At 57.9% G+C, this 16,625-nt stretch carries 13 protein-coding genes, 1 pseudogene and 1 riboswitch; of the genes and pseudogenes, 7 read left to right on the forward strand and 7 right to left on the reverse strand.

Going from position 1 to position 16,625, the window contains the following annotated elements:
• Window positions 1–44: 44 nt before the first annotated feature.
• Both CWM52_RS04620 and CWM52_RS04625 read right to left on the reverse strand, forming a co-directional pair.
• Window positions 45–1,697: an alpha,alpha-trehalase gene (locus CWM52_RS04620; RefSeq protein WP_100683010.1), complete on the reverse strand. Its 1,653-nt coding sequence runs from the start codon at window positions 1,695–1,697 to the stop codon at window positions 45–47.
• A gap of 248 nt (window positions 1,698–1,945) precedes the next feature.
• The gene (locus CWM52_RS04625; protein WP_100683011.1) at window positions 1,946–3,094 is read right to left on the reverse strand and encodes an iron-containing alcohol dehydrogenase; all 1,149 of its coding nucleotides are present in this window, start codon (window positions 3,092–3,094) and stop codon (window positions 1,946–1,948) included.
• A gap of 122 nt (window positions 3,095–3,216) precedes the next feature.
• Here CWM52_RS04625 and CWM52_RS04630 point away from each other — a divergent pair, with 122 nt between their 5' ends.
• Window positions 3,217–3,840: a glutathione S-transferase family protein gene (locus tag CWM52_RS04630; protein WP_100683012.1), complete on the forward strand. Its 624-nt coding sequence runs from the start codon at window positions 3,217–3,219 to the stop codon at window positions 3,838–3,840.
• 161 nt (window positions 3,841–4,001) lie between these two features.
• Window positions 4,002–4,173: pseudogene (locus CWM52_RS26670) on the forward strand (serine hydrolase); the annotation flags it as partial.
• Between the two features lie 19 nt (window positions 4,174–4,192).
• Here CWM52_RS26670 and gorA read toward each other — a convergent pair.
• Both gorA and CWM52_RS04645 read right to left on the reverse strand, forming a co-directional pair.
• Window positions 4,193–5,545 carry a glutathione-disulfide reductase gene (gene gorA, locus CWM52_RS04640; protein ID WP_100683013.1) on the reverse strand — a complete coding sequence of 451 codons (1,353 nt, stop codon included), beginning with the start codon at window positions 5,543–5,545 and terminating at the stop codon, window positions 4,193–4,195.
• A gap of 97 nt (window positions 5,546–5,642) precedes the next feature.
• Complete coding sequence (locus CWM52_RS04645; RefSeq protein ID WP_100683014.1) at window positions 5,643–6,485, reverse strand: 23S rRNA (adenine(2030)-N(6))-methyltransferase RlmJ; 843 nt, start codon at window positions 6,483–6,485, stop codon at window positions 5,643–5,645.
• A gap of 193 nt (window positions 6,486–6,678) precedes the next feature.
• On the opposite strand from CWM52_RS04645, the gene CWM52_RS04650 reads away from it, so the two are divergent.
• The 3 genes from CWM52_RS04650 (at window position 6,679) to rsmJ (ending at window position 11,011) form a co-directional block, all read left to right on the forward strand.
• Entirely contained in the window at window positions 6,679–7,950 is a 1,272-nt protein-coding gene (locus CWM52_RS04650) for an acid phosphatase (protein WP_100683015.1), read from the forward strand.
• Between the two features lie 258 nt (window positions 7,951–8,208).
• Window positions 8,209–10,251: an oligopeptidase A gene (gene prlC, locus CWM52_RS04655; RefSeq protein WP_100683016.1), complete on the forward strand. Its 2,043-nt coding sequence runs from the start codon at window positions 8,209–8,211 to the stop codon at window positions 10,249–10,251.
• Between the two features lie 7 nt (window positions 10,252–10,258).
• Entirely contained in the window at window positions 10,259–11,011 is a 753-nt protein-coding gene (gene rsmJ, locus CWM52_RS04660; RefSeq protein ID WP_100683017.1) for a 16S rRNA (guanine(1516)-N(2))-methyltransferase RsmJ, read from the forward strand.
• 71 nt (window positions 11,012–11,082) lie between these two features.
• Here the strand turns inward: rsmJ and uspA are convergent, their stop codons facing one another.
• Window positions 11,083–11,520, reverse strand: coding sequence for a universal stress protein UspA (gene uspA, locus CWM52_RS04665; protein WP_004126268.1), 438 nt, complete (start codon window positions 11,518–11,520; stop codon window positions 11,083–11,085).
• Window positions 11,521–11,897: 377 nt separating this feature from the next.
• On the opposite strand from uspA, the gene uspB reads away from it, so the two are divergent.
• Window positions 11,898–12,233 carry a universal stress protein UspB gene (gene uspB / locus CWM52_RS04670; RefSeq protein ID WP_100683018.1) on the forward strand — a complete coding sequence of 112 codons (336 nt, stop codon included), beginning with the start codon at window positions 11,898–11,900 and terminating at the stop codon, window positions 12,231–12,233.
• Between the two features lie 76 nt (window positions 12,234–12,309).
• Here the strand turns inward: uspB and pitA are convergent, their stop codons facing one another.
• Window positions 12,310–13,809 (reverse strand): inorganic phosphate transporter PitA, encoded by a 1,500-nt coding sequence (pitA, locus tag CWM52_RS04675; RefSeq protein ID WP_100683019.1) that lies wholly within the window; start codon window positions 13,807–13,809, stop codon window positions 12,310–12,312.
• A 230-nt stretch (window positions 13,810–14,039) separates the two neighbouring features.
• On the opposite strand from pitA, the gene CWM52_RS04680 reads away from it, so the two are divergent.
• Window positions 14,040–15,233 carry an NAD(P)/FAD-dependent oxidoreductase gene (locus tag CWM52_RS04680; protein ID WP_100683020.1) on the forward strand — a complete coding sequence of 398 codons (1,194 nt, stop codon included), beginning with the start codon at window positions 14,040–14,042 and terminating at the stop codon, window positions 15,231–15,233.
• Between the two features lie 41 nt (window positions 15,234–15,274).
• Here CWM52_RS04680 and CWM52_RS04685 read toward each other — a convergent pair whose 3' ends face one another.
• Window positions 15,275–16,291, reverse strand: a complete 1,017-nt coding sequence (locus CWM52_RS04685) for a magnesium transporter (RefSeq protein ID WP_100683021.1) — start codon at window positions 16,289–16,291, stop codon at window positions 15,275–15,277.
• A 56-nt stretch (window positions 16,292–16,347) separates the two neighbouring features.
• A riboswitch (M-box (ykoK) riboswitch) is annotated at window positions 16,348–16,531 on the reverse strand.
• Window positions 16,532–16,625: the final 94 nt, after the last annotated feature.

Genomic DNA, 16,625 nt, shown 5'->3' on the forward strand with positions numbered 1-16,625 from the left:
TGCTATGACCATAGCAGGACATGAATGGTCGGAACAGCACCTGGTTATAAGGGTTCCCCGTACAGTCCTATCAGCCGACGCGCCACGCCGTTGGTCCAGCCGAAGCCATCCTGTAACGGATATTCGCCGCCGCCGCCTTCGTGGGCCACCCCGCCGGCGATGTGGTACTTCTCAATCAGCTTATGGTGCTGCTTGTAAAAATGGTTCACGGTTTGCAGCCAGCTGTGGGCTATTTCGTCGCCGAGCGGGTCCTGGCCGTACAGTTTAAAGCCCTGGATCGCCATCCACTGTAGCGGCGCCCAGCCGTTGGGTTTATCCCATTGTTCGCCGCTGTCATATTCGGTGGCCATGATGCCGCCGGGGGTCAGCAGGCGGGCACGTACCGCATCGGCAAGCCGGTCTGCCTGTTGGTGCGTGGCCATGCCGACATACAGCGCGACGATGCTGGCGGCGGAAAAGAGCGCCTGCTGTTCGCGTCGCCAGTCGTAATCACGAAAACAGCCGCCCTCTTCATCCCATAAATAGCGGTTTACAGCTGACCGGCGATCGCTGGCCTTCTGGCGAAAGGCCGCCTCCGTTTCCCGGTCGCCTTTCAGGCCGGAAAGATTGGCGATGGTGTTTTCCAGTTTGAACAAAAAGGCGTTTAAATCGATCGGAATGAACTGGGTGGTGCGGATGCTCGCCAGCCGGGTGATATCACGCAGCCAGCGGCTGGAATAGTCCCAGCCGGAGGCCGCGCCGGCGCGCAGGTCACGGTACACCTCGTTGGCCGGGCGGCCAGAGTGTCTTGCCGTTTCGACATCTTCCCGCCACGATTCATCCCGCGGCGTATCGCGGTCGTCCCAGTAGCGATTGAGTAACGAGCCGTCCGGCATACGCACCGTGTGGCGATAGGCCTGATTGGGGATCAATGAGTCAGCGCCGTCCATCCAGAACTGGTACTCCAGCTTCAGATGATCGAGGTAGCGCCGCGCGCCGCGCACGCCATCCTCCTCAAACAGCTCTACCATCAGGGCAAACACCGGTGGCTGCGAGCGGCTGAGATAGTAGGTGCGGTTGCCGTTGGGAATATGACCGTAGGTCTCAATCATCCACGCGAAGTTGTCCGCCATACATTTCAGCAGGTCTTCGCGGCCGCTTTCCGCCAGCCCCAGCATCGTGAAGTAGGAGTCCCAGTAGTAGGTTTCGCTAAAGCGTCCGCCGGGCACGATATAAGACTGCGGCAGCGCCAGCAGCGATGACCAGGGAATATGATCCTGCGGCTCGCGGGTGAGAACGGGCCAGAGGTTATCGATATGCTCTTTCAGCGATAGCCGGGGATCGGACACGTAGTCGTCAGCGCGGTTGTCCGGCATCCAGAAGTGCTCTTCAACAAACTGGCGCAGGTCGAATCCTGGCTGGCGCTTCACCCGCCGGTAGTGGATCAAGATATCCAGCGGATCCTGCTTTGGCGCGCAGTCGGGGAAGGTTTTGCTGTCGGCGAAGATCCGCGATTTCTGCACGTGGGTAAACAGTTCCAGATAGCGGTCGGCAGGCGTCAGAGCATCAGAGGCCGGCAGGCCTTCGATGATCTCCGGCTCCGGTTCGGCATCGAACATTTCATCCAGTTTTAACTCATACGGATCGGCTTCATAGCACAAATCGCGCTCGATCTTCGGTTTATCGCCATTATCGTTGCGTAATATCTGGCTGGACATCGTGATATGGACCTCCGGATCGCGTCAGTTCAGGGCGCCGGGCCTCTCCCGGCCTGACTATTAAGCGTAGTCACTCGCTTCGGTGTCTGGAAACAAAAGTGTGCGTCAGGTCACGATTTTTAACGGTACATTGACGTGCCAGGATTATTAATTTATTGATTTTTTTAAAGTAAATTGCCCCGAAGCGAAGAGAGAAATTCGGAGCAATCGTTTTGCAACAAAATCTAATACTGCCGGGTAGAGCGGCGTTACTCCCACGCCGCTTCCAGCATCTCCAGCAACTGCTCGCTATCCAGCGACACCGGATTCGCTTTCATTGAGGAGGAGCTGCTGGCTGCCAGCGCCGCAGGCTCCAGGGCCTCGTGCGGCACGCCCAGTTCGCGCAGATTCCCCAGCCCGGCGCCGCGGCTCCATTCGCGCAGGCTATCCCAGGCGGTCGCCGGCTCGACGTCAAGCCCGTCGGCCAGCCACTGGCGGACTTCAGCGAAGCGCCCGCGGATAGCCCTGTTGCTGACCTGCGACTCATTGAGCGCCAGGCCGTAAGGCAGCAGGCTGCCGCAGAGCGCGCCGTGGGAAGCATTGCTCAGCCCCCCCAGCGGGCCAGCCAGTCCATGAATGACGCCAAGACCGGCATTGGCCAGCGCCAGGCCGCCGCACAGACTGACCCAGGCCATCTCATCGCGGCTGTCCGGGCACTCTTTTTCCATCAGCGTGCGCAGCGCTTTGATTCCCCGTGGAATAGCGGCCCGGCAAAGCGCATCGGTAAAAGGATTGGCGTGGGTACAGAGCCAGGGCTCAATGAGCTGGGTTATCGCGTCAAGGCCGGAGCCGAGCGTCACCGCGCGCGGAGCGTTGTCGGTCAGCGCCGGGTCGACGATGGCCAGGTCCGGCAGCATCCGATCGTCGCGCAGGCTGACTTTCCGCCGCTGCTGCGTGACGTTGATCACCGCATTTTTCGTCACTTCTGCCCCGGTACCGGCGGTGGTCGGGATGGCGACAAACGGCAGCGGATGCGCTTCGGGTATCCGGCCATTGCCCACCACTTCCAGATAGTCAACGATCGGCCCCGATGCCGGCACCAGCGCGGCGATAGCCTTGCCGGCATCGATAACGGCGCCGCCGCCAAGGCTCAGGACGGCGTCGATGGCATGCTCGCGCGCCAGACGCACCCCCTGCTCAATATCTTCCAGCGTCGGTTCATGGGCAACGGCGAGTGTGACGACCGCCAGATGATGCGCGCGCAGTTCGGCCAGCAACAATGCGGCCCGCTGCGGGCTGGCGCCGTGGACCAGCAGCACTTTCGTGGCGCGCTGGGCCAGCCATGGGGCGGCGCTCCCGGCAAGACCCCGGCCAAAACGGATGTTGCCCGGAGTGAAAACAGTAAACGGAGTCAGCATGGCGGGTTCCCTGTGTCAGCAAAAAAGGCTGCAATCAACTATACACATTATCCGGCAGGCTGCCTCTTTGTTGCCGGATAGAGTAGGGTGGAAGTCACGTTCCTTCGCTTAAGGATGTCACGATGCTAAAAATACTGGGCAAACGCTCATCAATTAACGTGCGTAAAGTGTTATGGACCTGCGATGAAGTCGGTCTGACTTATCAGCAGGAGGATTACGGCAGCGGTTTCCAGCCGGTCGATACCGCCGAATTTCGTGCCCTGAACCCAAACGCCCTGGTGCCGGTGCTGCTGGATGATGATTTCGTGCTGTGGGAGTCAAACAGCATCTGCCGCTATTTGACGCGTAAAGCCGGGCGTGAGGATTTGCTACCGGTTACGCCTCAGGGCGCAGCGGATGTCGAGCGCTGGATGGACTGGCAGGCCACGGAGTTTAACAATGCCTGGCGCTATGCTTTTATGGGCCTGGTGCGCAAAGATCCGCGTTTTCAGGACCCGGTGGCGATGAAGGAGAGTATTGCCGCCTGGAGCCGCTGCGTGCAGATCGTGGAATCACAGCTGCAACGTACCGGCGCATGGATAGTCGGCCCGCAGTTTACGCTGGCGGATATTGTCCTGGGTCTGTCGGTGCACCGCTGGAAAATGACGCCGTTTGCCCATCCGGAGCTGCCGGCGGTTGAGCGCTGGTACCGGGCGCTCAATCAGCGACCGGCGTTTATGCGTCATGGCAATAATGGTACCGCCTGAGGGCGAAGGTAAAGATGGCCGGACGGGCGTCATTGCGCGGATGATTTCAGCCTGTTCGCTTTGCAATGATCGTTGACAGCCGCTACGATCCCGGCGTCTTTAACTCCCCTCATTGGTTTCAGTACCACAGGAAGATATGACAGGCCGTTGAGTCCTCTACTATCGGCGGCTACGCCAGCTATATCGGTTTTGATAAGGCGAATCAGAATGCGGTGGTGGTACTGCAAAACAGCTTTAACTGGAGTAACTACATCGGGCACGCGATTTTGCAGCACCAGGGCCGCGAAATCGACCTGGACGGCAGGCGATGAGCGCATAAAAAAAGCCCCGTGAGAACACGGGGCCGAAGAGATTAACGCATGGTCACGAACTCTTCCGCAGCGGTCGGGTGAATCGCCACGGTATTGTCGAAGTCCTTCTTGGTCGCGCCCATTTTCAGCGCTACCGCAAAGCCCTGCAGCATTTCATCCATGCCGAAGCCGATGCCGTGAATACCGACAATTTTTTCTTCAGGACCGACGCATACCAGCTTCATGCGGCACGGCTGGCGGTGCGAGGTGACGGCGGTATACATCGCGGTAAAGGCTGATTTATACACCTTCACGGCGTCATCGCCATACTGCTCGCGCGCCTGCGGCTCGGTTAAACCAACGGTGCCGATCGGCGGATGGCTGAAGACCACGGTCGGGATATTGCTGTAATCCAGATGCTCTTGCGGCTTGTTGTTGAACAGGCGTTCGGACAAACGGCGACCTGCGGCTACCGCCACCGGCGTCAGCTCCACCGCCCCGGTGTTATCACCCACGGCATAGATCCCCGGCACGTTGGTGTTCTGGAATTTATCCACCACGATATAGCCTTTGTCGTTGGTTTTTACGCCAGCGGCTGCGAGGTTGAAATTATCGGTCTCCGGCTCACGACCAATGGCCCAGATCAGGCAATCCACGGTCTGACTCCGGCCATCTTCCAGCTGTAGCGTCAGGCTGCCGTCCGTGTTTTTCACCACCGCCTGCGGGATGGCGTGCGTGTGCAGCTGCGGCCCTTCGGTGTTCATCACTTCCACCAGAGTATCGACGATCAGCGGATCGAAGCTGCGCAGCGGCGCATGTTTACGCACGAACAGGTGCGTTTCGGCGCCGAGGCCGTTAATCACGCCCGCCAGCTCAACGGCAATATAGCCCGCGCCCACCACGGCGACGCGCTTCGGCAGAGCCGGTAGCTCAAAGAAGCCGTTGGAGTCGATGCCGTACTCAGCACCCGGAACAGACGGATGGCTCGGGCGGCCGCCGGTGGCGATCAGGATATGATCGGCAGTGATCGTTTCGCCATTCACTTCCACGGTGTTGGCATCCACAAAACGGGCGAAGCCTTTGATGACATCCACCTTATTTTTGCCTAACACATTGTCATAGGAGGTGTGGATACGGTCGATATATGCGCTGCGGCTGGCTACCAGTTTGTCCCAGTCGAAGTGATTAATCGTGGTATCGAAACCGTAGTCCGGGCCATACAGATGAATCGCTTCGCGAATCTGCGCCGCATGCCACATGATTTTCTTCGGTACGCAGCCGACGTTGACGCAGGTGCCGCCCAGATCTTTAGCTTCAATCAGCGCGCACTTCTGGCCATACATTGCCGCACGGTTGATGGAGGCGATGCCGCCGCTGCCGCCGCCGATAGCGATGTAATCATAATGTTTGCTCATAGCCTGTATCCTTAGAAGACCTATCCTGATAGGCCCTTAATCGTTAAATGACCGCGATTGTAGCGCGAGGCGTAAAAGGTTCCACCGATGGCTGTGATTACTCCGGTACGATCCAGCCGACGGTGGCGTGTCCGATGCCGGTCGGCGAAAGCTTCTTATGCAGCCACGGCAGAACGTTGTTCATCTGCTGTTCCAGCTTCCACGGCGGGTTAATGACGATCATCCCGGAAGCGGTCATGCCGCGCTGGTCGCTGTCCGGACGCACGGCAAGTTCAATCTGCATGATTTTGCGAATACCGGTCGCTTCCAGATCTTTGATCATGCGCTTAATCTGCGCGCGCAGTACCACCGGATACCACAGCGCGTAGGTGCCGGTGGCAAAGCGTTTGTAGCCTTCGTGGATACCGGTCACGACCGCCTGGTAGTCGCTTTTAATCTCGTACGGCGGATCTATAAGAATCAGGCCGCGACGGGACACCGGCGGCAGCTTAGCCTTCAGCTGCTGATAACCATCGGACTTTTCCACGCGCGCGCGCGCGTCTTTCTGGAATTCTGAACGCAGCAGCGGGAAATCGCTCGGGTGCAGCTCGGTCAGCTGCAGGCTGTCCTGCTCGCGCAGCAGCTGGCGGGCGATCAGCGGAGAGCCCGGGTAATAGCGCAGCTGGCCGCTACGGTTGAAATGCTGGATGACGGAAATGTAGGCTGCCATCTCGGCCGGCAGGTCGTCCTGCTGCCAGATACGGGAAATGCCTTCCAGGTATTCACCCGTACGCTCGGCGTGCTCGCCGCTCAGCTGATAGCGGCCCGCGCCGGCGTGAGTGTCCAGATAGAGAAACGGTTTTTCTTTCTCTTTCAGCGATTCAATGATTAGACTCTGAACGGTGTGTTTAAGGACGTCGGCGTGGTTGCCTGCGTGAAAGCTGTGGCGATAACTGAGCATGGATGCAGAGATTCCGGGAATTAAACAAGATGACCGATAGTTTACCGCAGATCCGTGCAGATTACCGCTGTAGCGCCGCGCTGTTTCAATGAGGTCAAAAGCGTTGCAAAACATGACCGTGTCATAAAAACGTCAAATATCAGCGCTAGCGTCGCGTGAAGGCAAGGTAATTGTTTGAATAAAAGGAAAAATAATGAAACTGCAAATCACACTCCTGACCTCGGCGTTAATCCTGGCGCTGCCGGCTCTGGCGAAAGAGGTTCCGCTGAATCAGGCGGCGGCGATCGCGGCCAGCGTGACGTCCGCGGCGGCCAGCCCGGCGTTTGACGGTCTTGAAGGTCAGGCGCTGGCGCAGCTGCGCGCTGCGCTGAAGGGCGATGCCGCCACGCTCACCCGCGGTCAGCTCGCCCATGCGAAACAGAGCAAAACCCAGGCAGATAAGGCCTGGCTGAAGGCCAGCGGCTATGACTTCCAGGAGAAAGCGAATCAGCAGGCGGGCATCGCGCTGCTTGGCGCTTTCAGCAAGCTCCCGGATTCGGTGGTGAAGGATAACCTGGCGACGGTGACCGCGATTAACCGCGATGCGACGCAGGCTACCCGCCATCAGGCGCTGGCGGATGCGGAGGGGATTAGCTATCTCTATTTCCTCAGCGATGCGCTGGGCCCGCGGCTCGGCAAAGCGTTCCTCACGGCCTACGACAAAGGTGAGCTGGGGAAAGCCGCGGCGCTGATTAAGGCCAGTGAAGTCAGCACCGGGGCGGCGAAAAAGCATTTTAACAACCCGCGTCCGTTCCTGATTCAGGGCAATACCATTCATCTGGTGCCGGACGATGTGGTTATCAAGGACAACCAGCCTTACACCGCCGACGGCGGTTCCTTCCCCAGCGGACACACCAACACCGGCTACACCGATGCGCTGCTGATGGCGGAAATGATCCCGGAACGCTTTGATGCGCTGGTCACCCGCGGCGCGCGCTACGGCTATTCCCGCATCGTGCTTGGCGTTCACTACCCGCTGGATGTCATGGGATCACGGATGGTGGCACAGCGCAACGTCGCGCATTACCTCAACGACGCGAAGTACCGTGCGCTGTTTAATGAAGCGCGCGATCAGCTGCGCGCCGCGCTGGAAAAAGAGTGCGGTACCTCGCTGGCCGAATGCGCGAAGCCGGCCGGAAAAGACGACCCGTATCGCGATCCGGCGATGCGCGATTTCTACCGTTTCACGATGACCTATGACCTGCCGCAGCAGAAGGGCGAGAAGCAGAGCCTGAAAGTGCCGGAAGGGGCGGAAGTCCTGCTGGAAACCGCGCTGCCTCATCTGTCCGCCGCCCAGCGCCGGGCGCTGCTGGTGAAAACCGCGCTGCCGGCAGGCTATCCGCTGTCGGGCGAGACCGCCGACCAGCAGTTCTGGCAGCGTGTGAATCTGTCTGCGGCCTGGCAGATGGCGCAGAAAACGCGCTAATGGCGCCCGTCGCGTAAATCCTTCGCGTTGCAGGAAGGCGTCGCCATCGCTCCTGCAATGCGTCATATGCGGCGTCGCCTCTGCCAGCGGGGCGCCCGGCGTCTTCCCCGGCCGATGCCCGGCAAATGCTTATTGCAGCAATACCCGGCGCCTGGCACGGTGTGACATTGAAATTCCCGTTACGATCCCCCATTCTAGATCTCATGCTAAAGCGCCAGACCGCGCGCTTCATTCACCCTTTTCAACAGGACTGCGCATATGACCAATCCATTATTGACGCCTTTTTCATTGCCGCCTTTTTCTGCGATCAAGCCGGAACACGTCGTCCCTGCGGTGACCAAAGCGCTGGACGACTGTCGGGCTGCGGTAGAAAGCGTGGTGGCGCAAGGCGCGCCGTACAGCTGGGAAACGCTCTGCCAGCCGCTGGCTGAAGTGGATGATGTGCTGGGACGTATCTTCTCGCCGGTCAGCCATCTGAACTCGGTCAAGAACAGCCCCGAGCTGCGTGAAGCCTACGAGCAAACCCTGCCGCTGCTGTCGGAATACAGCACCTGGGTCGGTCAACATGAAGGGTTGTATCAGGCGTATCGCGATCTGCGCGACGGCGACCATTACGCCACGCTAAACACCGCGCAGAAAAAAGCGGTGGATAACGCGCTGCGCGATTTTGAGCTGTCGGGGATTGGCCTGGCGAAAGAGCAGCAGAAACGCTACGGCGAAATCGCCGCGCGCCTGTCTGAGCTTGGCAACCAGTACAGCAACAACGTGCTCGACGCCACCATGGGCTGGAGCAAGCTGGTGACCGACGTCGCTGAGTTGTCCGGGATGCCGGAAAGCGCGCTGGCGGCAGCCGAGGCTCAGGCCCAGGCGAAAGAACAGGAAGGCTATCTGCTGACGCTGGATATTCCGAGCTATCTGCCGGTGATGACCTACTGCGACAACCAGGCGCTGCGTGAAGAGCTGTATCGCGCTTACTCCACCCGCGCGTCAGACCAGGGGCCGAATGCCGGCAAATGGGACAACAGCCCGGTGATGGCGGAAATTCTCGCGCTGCGCCACGAACTGGCCCAGCTGCTGGGCTTTGACAGCTATGCCTCCAAATCGCTGTCGACCAAAATGGCGGAAAACCCGCAGCAGGTGCTCGACTTCCTGACCGACCTGGCGAAACGCGCTCGTCCACAGGGGGAGAAAGAGCTGGCTCAGCTGCGCGCCTTTGCGCAGGCGGAGTTTGGCGTCGACGAACTCCAGCCGTGGGATATCGCTTACTACAGTGAAAAACAGAAGCAGCATCTCTACAGCATCAGCGATGAGCAGCTACGCCCTTATTTCCCGGAAAATAAAGCGGTTAACGGCCTGTTTGAAGTGGTGAAACGTATTTACGGGATTACCGCGAAAGAGCGCACCGATGTGGATGTCTGGCACCCGGAAGTGCGTTTCTTCGAGCTGTATGATGAGCACAACGAACTGCGCGGCAGCTTCTATCTCGATCTGTATGCGCGCGAGCACAAACGCGGCGGGGCGTGGATGGACGACTGCGTCGGGCAGATGCGTAAACTCGACGGTTCACTGCAAAAGCCGGTCGCCTACCTGACCTGCAACTTCAACCGCCCGGTGAACGGCAAACCCGCGCTGTTCACCCACGATGAAGTGATCACCCTGTTCCACGAATTTGGTCACGGTCTGCACCATATGCTGACCCGTATCGATACTGCCGGCGTCTCCGGCATCAGCGGGGTACCGTGGGATGCGGTCGAGCTGCCGAGCCAGTTTATGGAAAACTGGTGCTGGGAGCCGGAAGCGCTGGCGTTTATCTCCGGTCACTATGAAACCGGCGAACCGCTGCCGCAGGCGCTGCTGGAAAAAATGCTGGCGGCGAAAAACTATCAGGCCGCGCTGTTCATTCTGCGTCAGCTGGAGTTCGGCCTGTTCGATTTCCGCCTGCACGCGGAGTACCAGCCGGAGCAAGGGGCGAAAATCCTCGAAACGCTGGCGGAAATCAAAAAGCAGGTCGCCGTGGTGCCGGGTCCGTCCTGGGGCCGCTTCCCGCATGCCTTCAGCCATATTTTTGCCGGGGGCTATGCGGCAGGTTACTACAGCTATCTGTGGGCCGATGTCCTGGCGGCGGACGCCTTCTCGCGCTTTGAAGAGGAGGGGATTTTCAACCGTGAAACCGGCCAGTCGTTCCTCGATAACATCCTGAGCCGCGGCGGTTCCGAAGAGCCAATGGTACTGTTTAAACGCTTCCGCGGTCGCGAGCCGCAGCTGGATGCGATGCTGGAGCATTACGGTATTAAGGGTTAAGTCCGCTGTGAAGATCTGCTTAATTGATGAAACGGGCGCCGGAGACGGCGCCTTATCTGTTCTTGCCGCTCGCTGGGGCTTGATGCAGGACGATGACAATCCGCTGGCGCTGGTCATGACCTGCGAGCATCTCGAGCTGCGTAAACGCGACGAGCCAAAACTTGGCGGCATCTTCGTCGATTTCGTCGGCGGGGCGATGGCCCACCGGCGTAAATTTGGCGGCGGTCGCGGCGAGGCGGTGGCGAAAGCGGTGGGCGTCAAAGGCGACTACCTGCCGGATGTGGTGGATGCGACGGCGGGACTGGGGCGCGATGCCTTCGTGCTGGCCTCGGTGGGCTGCCGCGTACGCATGCTGGAACGTCATCCGGTCGTGGCGGCCCTGCTTGATGACGGACTGGCTCGCGGCTACGCCGACCCGGAAATCGGCCCGTGGCTGCGCGAGCGTTTGCAGCTGATCCATGCCTCCAGCCTGACGGCGCTGACCGACATTACGCCGCGCCCGCAGGTGGTCTATCTTGATCCGATGTTCCCGCATAAGCAGAAAAGTGCGCTGGTGAAAAAAGAGATGCGCGTGTTTCAGTCGCTGGTCGGGCCGGATCTGGATGCCGACGGCCTGCTGGAGCCAGCGCGTCAGCTGGCGACCAAACGGGTGGTGGTGAAACGTCCGGACTATGCGCCGCCGCTGGCGAATGTCGACACGCCGAATGCGGTGGTCACCAAAGGCCACCGTTTCGATATTTACGCCGGGATGCCCGAGTAGTCGCGTTGGTGAAAAATAACAACGCCCGCAAAGGCGGGCGTTGGCATTCTGCTGGTTAACCGCGCGAACGGTTATTCGTCTTCTTCATCGCGCAGCGGCACAATCAGCATATCGACGTGAACGGTATTGATGAGCTGACGTGCGGAAGACATCAGCTTGCTCCAGAAATCCTGATGGTGACCGCAAACCACCAGATCCATATCGTATTTTTTAATCGCATCAACCAGTACCTGGCCGAGATCGCCGCTGCCGCTCAGGGTTTCGGTAATCGGATAGCCCGCGTTGGTGGACAGCTCGCTCAGGGCGTGGTGCGTCTCTTCGGAAATGCGTTTCTGCATGTCGCCCAGGTTGACATCGATCAGACCGGTGTACAGGTCGGAGTAATTAACATCCACGTGAATCAGAGAGACTTTGGCATTATAAGGACGCGCCATAGAAACGGCTTTCTCTACCAGAACTTTGCTTTCCGGGGAGAGGTCTACTGCGATAAGAATATGTTTGTAAGCCATAGTGTTACTCCTTCCATAAGTTGTCGATGACCATTGGACCAGACAGCGGGTGCTGCCGCTTCGCCCGCGTCCTGCGTGCTAATCCGCGGGGGTACAGCCCTTTAAGGACTTAATTGTAGAAGATATTTCTACCTTATAGAGCCCCTCATGCTCCGTCAATGCACCTGATTCACCAAAAGTTAAACAAATATATTCATCTTACGCATTGATAACGATTAACCTTGTGGTAAAAAAATTGACTGATCTCCTACACTATTTAATGAGCCGATCGGATAAATAAACGTGATCGGAATCACACTCTCGTATTGTGTTGGGTTGGGTATTGGGAAGCGCTAGCTCCGGAGATGTCTCCGAGGGCGGGTCGCCGGGGAGGACGTATGATCAGCACTATTGCGCTGTTTTGGGCCCTGTGTATCGTTTGTGTGGTGAATATGGCACGTTACTTCTCTTCATTGCGTGCATTATTGGTTGTGCTACGTGGTTGCGATCCCCTGCTTTATCAATATGTTGATGGCGGAGGCTTTTTTACTTCGCATGGGCAGCCGGGCAAACAGGTGCGCCTGGTCTGGTACATCTACGCCCAACGTTATCGCGATCATCACGATGATGAATTTATTCGTCGCTGCGAACGGGTACGGCGGCTGTTTATCCTGACCAGCGCCCTGTGCGGCCTGGTGGTGGTGAGTCTGATCGCGTTACTGATTTGGCACTAGCCGGATGACAGGTAAAAAAAACGGGCCAGTTTCCTGACCCGTTTAGGGTTGCTCGCTCAGCGGTAATGACCTGAACTTAGATAATCTTCAGGGCTAGCCAGTACAGCCCGCCTGACAACAGGATTGCTGCCGGCAAGGTCAGCACCCACGCCATCAGAATACTGGTGACGGTCTTTTTCTGCAGGCCGCCGCCATCGACGAGCATCGTCCCCGCCACGGAGGAGGAGAGCACGTGGGTGGTCGATACCGGCATACCGGTGTAACTCGCCAGGCCAATCGAAATCGCCGCGGTCATCTGGGCGGACATACCTTGCGCGTAGGTCATGCCTTTCTTACCGATCTTCTCGCCGATAGTGGTCGCCACGCGACGCCAGCCGATCATGGTGCCGATACCCAGCGCCAGCGCCACGGCCATAATGATCCAGATTGGCGCGTACTCGATGGTGCTCAGCATATCGGTTTTCAGTTTCTTCAGCAGGCGCCGATCGTCAGCATTCACTTCCGGTAGTTTCGCGACTTTGTCGGTGGTGTCGGAAATGCACAGCATGATGCGACGCAGTTGACTCCGCTGATCCACGGAGAGCGAGTCATAGCTTTCAATACCGGTCAGCGCCGTTTTCACGTGACTCAGTGCGTTGATGGTATTCGCCGGATGGCAATGGAACTCACCGCCGCTGGCGGCCGTTCCGGCCTCCGGAGAAGGAATCAGTTGCTCAACGCCGGTGACCTTTTTCAGCAGCTCAGGGCGCTGCTCGAAGAAGGTTTCCACGTTGTTCACCGCATCGCGGGTCCGGGTAATCTCATAGCCGGAGGCATTCATGTTCACGACGAAACCTGCCGGTGCCACGCCGATAAGTACCAGCATGACCAGGCCAATGCCTTTCTGGCCGTCGTTAGCGCCGTGGGAGAACGATACGCCAATGGCGGACAGAATCAGGGCAATACGGGTCCAGAATGGCGGCTTTTTCTTGCCGTCTTTCTTTTCACGTTCTGCGGGAGTCAGGTGAATACGAGCACGTTTTTTGGTACCGCTCCAGTAACGACGCAAAATGAAAATCAGGCCGCCCGCGACCACCAGACCTACAATTGGTGAGATGATAAGTGAGCCGAAAATACCCATGACTTTCGGGATATTCAACGCGTCAACCACAGATGTGCCGGTCATCAGCGCATTGGTTAAACCAATCCCGATGATAGCGCCGATCAGCGTGTGCGAACTGGAGGCCGGAAGGCCAAAATACCAGGTACCGAGGTTCCAGATAATCGCTGCCAGCAGCATAGAGAACACCATGGCGAGGCCATGTGCGGAACCCATGTTAAGCAGCAGATCGGTCGGCAGCATATGCACGATGGCATAAGCGACGCTAAGACCCCCCAACAGAACACCGAAGAAGTTGAAGAGGGCCGCCATCGCAACAGCAAGTTGTGACCGCATTGCGCGTGTGTAAATCACAGTAGCAACAGCGTTTGCGGTATCATGAAAACCGTTAATCGCTTCGTAAAACAGCACGAAAGCTAAAGCAAGCAATAGTAATAGTCCGGTATGTAAATCCAGACCGGCAAATAAATGTAGCATAGGACGTTACGCCATTTTGAGGACATGAACGCGGCGCATTATCAGTGACTTTAGCGGCGCGGGCAAAGTGAAATATAGACTTTTTTTGATTTTCTTCCGGTCGGGATTTTACCCGCTTGAGAGTAATCTTATATCTTTCAATAATGTACATGAATACATGGATTTTCATGCTGGTGCGACCAGCGTGAAAAATTTACAATTCCCGACAATCGGGATATGAGGAAGGTTGTGTGGAAAGGTTTGATGCCGTTGTAATTGGCGCCGGGGCGGCGGGAATGTTTTGTGCAGCGCAGGCGGGCCAGGCGGGGCTGCGCGTGCTGTTGCTGGATAATGGCAAAAAGCCGGGCCGTAAAATCCTGATGTCCGGCGGTGGCCGCTGCAACTTTACCAATATGTATATTGAGCCTGCAGCTTACCTCAGCCTGAATCCGCATTTTTGCAAATCTGCGCTGGCGCGTTATACCCAGTGGGATTTTATCGAACTGGTAGGCAAGCACGGAATTGCCTGGCATGAGAAGACCCTTGGCCAGCTGTTTTGCGATGATTCCGCCGGGCAAATCGTCAACCTGCTGCTGGCCGAATGTGAGAAAGGCGGCGTGCAAATTCGCCTGCGTAGCGAAATTATCGGCGTAGAACGCGATGATGAAGGCTACAGGTTACAGCTCAATGGTGACGAGGTGGCGGCGAAAAAACTGGTCGTGGCCTCCGGCGGCCTGTCGATGCCCGGGCTGGGCGCGTCGCCGTTCGGCTATAAGCTTGCTGGGCAGTTTGGCCTCAAGGTCCTGCCGACCCGTGCGGGCCTGGTGCCCTTTACTCTGCATAAACCGCTGCTTGAGCAGTTGCAGGTGCTTTCGGGCGTGTCGGTGCCATCAACCATTACCGCACAGGACGGCACGCTGTTTCGCGAGAATCTGCTGTTTACCCACCGCGGGCTTTCCGGGCCAGCGGTGCTGCAAATATCCAGCTACTGGCAGCCGGGCGAGTTTGTCACCATCAACCTGCTGCCGGATTGCCATCTTGATGATTTCCTTAACGCGCAGCGTAGCGAACATCCGAATCAAAGCCTGAAAAACACCCTCGCCATGCAGCTGCCGAAGCGGCTGGTGGAGTGCCTGCAGCAGCTGGGACAAATTCCGGACGTCACGCTAAAACAGCTCAACGTGCGCGAGCAGGAAATGCTGGTGGAGACGCTGACCGCCTGGCGCGTGCAGCCCAACGGCACTGAAGGCTACCGTACGGCGGAGGTGACGCTCGGCGGCGTAGATACTCACGAACTGTCGTCGCGGACCATGGAAGCGCGCAAGGTAGCGGGGCTCTATTTTATCGGTGAAGTGATGGATGTGACCGGCTGGCTGGGCGGCTATAACTTCCAGTGGGCCTGGTCTTCCGCCTGGGCCTGCGCCCAGGCGCTGGCAGAGGCGTAAAACAGGGGACAGCCTCTGGTGACGGCAGGCTGCCCTCCGGTTTATCCGTTCAGACCCAGAAAATACTGGGCGATTTTGAAGTAGATAATCAGCCCGGTACCATCAATCAGCGTGGCGATAAACGGCGCGGAGACCACCGCCGGGTCGATACCCACGCGCTTGAGCGTCAGCGGGATCACTGACGAGACCACCGCGCTCCACAGCGTAATGCAGACCAGCGTCAGGCTGACAATCAGGGTGATCTCCAGGCCGATACCCATCATCCAGGCACGCAGGCAGCCCGCCAGACCGAGAGTGAGGGCAATCAGCAGCGATGTCGTCATCTCTTTACGAATCACTCGCCCCACATCGCGCAGGCGTACTTCGCCGAGCGCCATGGAACGGACCAGCGTGGAGGTGATCTGCGTCCCGCTGTTGCCGCCGGTGCCGATCAGCAACGGAATAAAGAAGGCCAGCGCAATGGCGGATTCCAGCGCCTCTTCAAAATGTTGAATCACGCTGCTGGTGTAGGCTTCCGCCACGAACAGCAGCAGTAGCCATACCGAACGTTTCTTCCACAGCGTCCACGGGCTGATCTCCAGATAGGGCTTCTCCAGCGGGAGCGTGGCGCCCTGGCGATGAACATCTTCGGTAACGTCATCTGCCAGCAGATGGGCAATCTCTTTTTCCATCAGGCAGCCGACCAGTTCACCTTTTTCCACCACCGGCACCAGATCGAGGCCGCGTTCGCTCAGTTCGGCGACCACCTCCTGGCGCTCATCATCGGGCTTCACGCGGAACAGGCAGCTGTCCATTAAATAGCGAATGGATTGCGCCGTATCGCTCTCCTGAAGCAGCTTTTTAATCGATAAACTGCCGCGCAGCTTCTTTCCGGCCACCACAAAGACCTGGCCTGGAATATCATCGCTGGCGAGCTGTGAGACAAAGAGCTCCCGCGCTTCATAGACGCTGAGGTGCTCGGGCAGGGTGATAAAATCGGTACGCATATACTGGGCGATCGCATCGCCATCGAAGGCGGCGGTAGCCAGGTGCGCGGCGCGGTGTTGCATTGAAGACATGGTGTAATTCCCTATAAAAAATCACTCATAGGGGCGAACAAGACAGGATGAGCACAGGCAGATCCCTACGTCCTGGTTTTAGCACTGCACAACGTATCTGTCCGGCATGAACGCCGTCAGAAGTTACCTTGGCAACACCTTGATTCGATGGATGCCTGTATTTCCCTGAGTGGTCTCTCTCGATACCAACAGGGCGGTAACTTGTATTTGTGCAGGAGCCTCGCCATAACGAGATCGTTAAATGAGCGGCCATTATAGGGAAGCCGGAGGGCGGTGAAAGCGTATCATTTACTTGGTTTATCAACAGTTGATAAACCACGTTAATTACCGTGGT

The sequence above is a fragment of the Raoultella sp. T31 genome (assembly GCF_002806725.1).
GTDB classification, from domain to species: Bacteria; Pseudomonadota; Gammaproteobacteria; order Enterobacterales; family Enterobacteriaceae; genus Klebsiella; species Klebsiella electrica.

Excerpts from the sequence above, each read along its gene's own strand:
- CWM52_RS04685 (WP_100683021.1), bottom strand. The coding sequence starts at position 16,291 with ATGTCTTCAATGCAACACCGCGCCGCGCACCTGGCTACCGCCGCCTTC.
- CWM52_RS04630 (WP_100683012.1), top strand. The coding sequence starts at position 3,217 with ATGCTAAAAATACTGGGCAAACGCTCATCAATTAACGTGCGTAAAGTG.
- prlC (WP_100683016.1), top strand. The coding sequence starts at position 8,209 with ATGACCAATCCATTATTGACGCCTTTTTCATTGCCGCCTTTTTCTGCG.
- CWM52_RS04620 (WP_100683010.1), bottom strand. The coding sequence starts at position 1,697 with ATGTCCAGCCAGATATTACGCAACGATAATGGCGATAAACCGAAGATC.
- uspB (WP_100683018.1), top strand. The coding sequence starts at position 11,898 with ATGATCAGCACTATTGCGCTGTTTTGGGCCCTGTGTATCGTTTGTGTG.
- CWM52_RS04625 (WP_100683011.1), bottom strand. The coding sequence starts at position 3,094 with ATGCTGACTCCGTTTACTGTTTTCACTCCGGGCAACATCCGTTTTGGC.
- CWM52_RS04645 (WP_100683014.1), bottom strand. The coding sequence starts at position 6,485 with ATGCTCAGTTATCGCCACAGCTTTCACGCAGGCAACCACGCCGACGTC.
- gorA (WP_100683013.1), bottom strand. The coding sequence starts at position 5,545 with ATGAGCAAACATTATGATTACATCGCTATCGGCGGCGGCAGCGGCGGC.
- pitA (WP_100683019.1), bottom strand. The coding sequence starts at position 13,809 with ATGCTACATTTATTTGCCGGTCTGGATTTACATACCGGACTATTACTA.
- uspA (WP_004126268.1), bottom strand. The coding sequence starts at position 11,520 with ATGGCTTACAAACATATTCTTATCGCAGTAGACCTCTCCCCGGAAAGC.
- CWM52_RS04650 (WP_100683015.1), top strand. The coding sequence starts at position 6,679 with ATGAAACTGCAAATCACACTCCTGACCTCGGCGTTAATCCTGGCGCTG.